The following is a 2,868-nucleotide window of genomic DNA, read 5'->3' as shown; positions in this document are numbered from 1 at the left end:
GCCTTGATAACTTAAAAAATAAAGCCAAAATACTTAAATTAGGGCTTTATATGACATCTATTTGTCATATAATTGTCACAATTTAATTGAACAATAAGGGGATTTTATTATCCTCTTAACCCTTGCATGAATTCAAACTTACCTCCCGTTTCTGATTCATCAGAGTCGACAGTCATACCGAAGTCGACTAATGTTCACGTTCCTACACCGAAGTTTTTCCTTCCGGTGTTTTTAACGATCATTATAGGAACACTGATTTATATAGGTGTTCAGGTCAATGCCGATTTATCTCATGTACCACCATTGAGTCTATATTCAGTAGTTTTACTGTCAACGGCTTTATTTATTGCTTTAGGCTTTGAATTTGTAAATGGTTTTCATGATACGGCCAATGCTGTAGCAACTGTAATTTATACCAATGCTCTACCAGCACCAGTTGCTGTAATGTGGGCGGGTTTTTGCAACTTCTTAGGGGTAATGGTTGCAAGTGGGGCTGTCGCATATGGGATTATTGCACTATTACCTGTTGAATTGATTATGAATGTAGGTAGTGGTGCTGGTTTTGCAATGGTTTTTGCTATGCTGATTGCTGCCATTGTATGGAATATTGGTACGTGGTTTTTCGGTATTCCAGCTTCAAGTTCTCATACTCTGATTGGTTCTATTCTGGGTGTAGGGATCATGAACTACATTTTGCATTCATCTAGTGGTGCAAGCGGAATAGACATGGATCAGGTGATTAAGGTGGGTAAAGCCTTACTATTTTCACCATTGATTGGTTTTGCCTTTGCTGCGATCGTTTTTCTGTTAATTAAAAAGATTTTTAAACGTCAGCTAGAACTTTTTCAGCCACCTGAAGGTAATAAGCCACCACCACCATTAATTCGTGCGATTCTGATCTTTACCTGCACTGGGGTGAGTTTTGCGCATGGTTCAAATGATGGGCAAAAGGGTATGGGGTTGATCATGTTGATTTTGATCGGTCTGGTGCCTCTCGCTTATTCTTTAAATAAGCATCTGGATCAGGCTCATTTGCAGTCTTTTGAACAATTATCTGCACAGACAGCATCCGCAATTTATGCCAACCATGAAGATATTGCTGATCCAAAAGCCCGCGAGATTTTAACTAAATATATTCAAACGAAAGAAATTACAGCAGAAGTTGTACCAGCCTTGGCAAGTATGACAGACCATTTAGGTCAAAAAATTGCAGTATATGGGGACTTGAAAAATATTCCTGAACATGATGTCAACACTATTCGTAATGACATGTATTTGAGTACTACAACATTCAAGCGCTTGGAAAAAGCAGATGCCTTGCCTGAAATGGATAAGGCTCAGGCGAAGGTTGTAAAGGAATATCGTAGTAATCTGGATTCATTCCTGCAATATATCCCAACATGGGTAAAAGTGGCAGTTGCTCTTGCGCTTGGCTTAGGTACTATGGTGGGTTGGAAACGTATTGTGGTAACGGTTGGTGAGCGTATCGGTAAACACCATATGACCTATGGTCAGGGGATGTCTGCTGAGCTTGTCGCTATGAGTACGATTGCTGCAGCGGATGGTTTTGGATTACCAGTTTCAACCACACATGTGTTAAATAGTGCTGTTGCAGGGACGATGGTTGCTAATAAAAGCGGTTTAAATCTTAGTACAGTGAAAAGCATTCTTTCCGCATGGGTGCTAACTCTACCAGCAACGATTTGTTTATCTGGTGCTTTATATTGGCTATTTTTAAAATTTGTTGGCTAATTCAAAAATCAATATTACTCATAACTCACTCCGCTTCGGCGGAGTTTTTTTATATTGGTTTTTAATTAAGGACAATACTGGCAACGAGTTAAAGAAGCTGTAGCAGCCTAAATTAAAATACCCAGATTACCTAAAAAGTTACAAGCAATATTAAACAGGACTCGGTTATCTTTTATGAGTAGTAGGCACGATGAACATGAGTTTTGAGCTTTCTTTATTCCCCAGAGTTTTGCATGGAATAGATGAGCAAAGGTTCTGGAAAACCTTTGCTGAAGTGGCTATACAGCTAAATCATGGGAAAGTGTGGCAGTTTCTTGTTGGGATAAAGAAAATTTATAAGAGTTAAATTTTACAAGTTTTGAATAACAAAGCGCATAGAAGATAACATTTACTATCCATACAATCCATCCAGTCCAGAGGTTGTGGCTAAGGAAATGTGCTCCACGCATCATTTGTCCCCACCCCATTCCGAAACCAGCCATAATTCCTGCTATTAGAAATACATATGCTATTTTTTTATTGGTTAATCGATATACGAAAAAACCAGTTATCAAGATAAATCCCGTGCTGGCATGACCGCCAGGGAAGCAATGACCATGAGTTGCAGAAAAATCCCAGATATATCCATATGGTGTCTGATGCGTCATATTCCATGGGCATGCATGAGAAGAATGTGATTTGATCACGCCAACAATGCTTGCAGCAATAATACTGACTAGAAACATATAGGCATACAACCAGCGTTTAGGTCTATATTTTTTTATTTTAAATGAGATACACCAGAGCAGCAGAAATATGCTGTAAATAGCGTAAATAATATCTTTAAATAGACCATGGTTAATATTTTTTAAGAACCAGTCTTCTCTTAATGGGAACTGACCAGTTGCATTTACCCAGGGTTGTATAAAATACATATCAACTTTTCCCCCCACAGGGAAGCTGAAATATAAAATCAAGAAAGTTATTCCGATAAAGAAAATTTGTAATGCGAAAAAACGATTTCTGGTCATCATATTACTGAATAAAGCCAATCCCTGAAGAAAGTAATATTGCAATATGAGCAGCTTAATAATTACTTAAAATTGTTTTTGTACTTCATTGTTTTTTATTTAATTT

The 2,868-nt window shown here is 37.8% G+C and carries 2 protein-coding genes; one reads left to right on the top strand and one right to left on the bottom strand.

Going from position 1 to position 2,868, the window contains the following annotated elements; genetic code table 11:
* Positions 1 to 126 precede the first annotated feature (126 nt).
* Positions 127 to 1,752: an inorganic phosphate transporter gene (locus KPC_RS18835; RefSeq protein WP_121975856.1), complete on the top strand. Its 1,626-nt coding sequence runs from the start codon at positions 127 to 129 to the stop codon at positions 1,750 to 1,752.
* 278 nt (positions 1,753 to 2,030) lie between these two features.
* Here KPC_RS18835 and KPC_RS18830 read toward each other — a convergent pair whose 3' ends face one another.
* Positions 2,031 to 2,765: a phosphatase PAP2 family protein gene (locus KPC_RS18830; RefSeq protein WP_121975855.1), complete on the bottom strand. Its 735-nt coding sequence runs from the start codon at positions 2,763 to 2,765 to the stop codon at positions 2,031 to 2,033.
* Between the last annotated feature and the right edge of the window lie 103 nt (positions 2,766 to 2,868).

Origin of the sequence: Acinetobacter stercoris (genome assembly GCF_900323515.1) — a bacterium.
GTDB classification, from domain to species: domain Bacteria; phylum Pseudomonadota; class Gammaproteobacteria; order Pseudomonadales; family Moraxellaceae; genus Acinetobacter; species Acinetobacter stercoris.
Note: the sequence above shows the minus strand (reverse complement) of the source record. Positions and strands in the feature narration are given on the sequence as shown.

Bases quoted from the DNA above. Each gene is read 5' to 3' on its own strand.
- KPC_RS18835 (WP_121975856.1), top strand. From the start codon at position 127: ATGAATTCAAACTTACCTCCCGTTTCTGATTCATCAGAGTCGACAGTC.
- KPC_RS18830 (WP_121975855.1), bottom strand. From the start codon at position 2,765: ATGATGACCAGAAATCGTTTTTTCGCATTACAAATTTTCTTTATCGGA.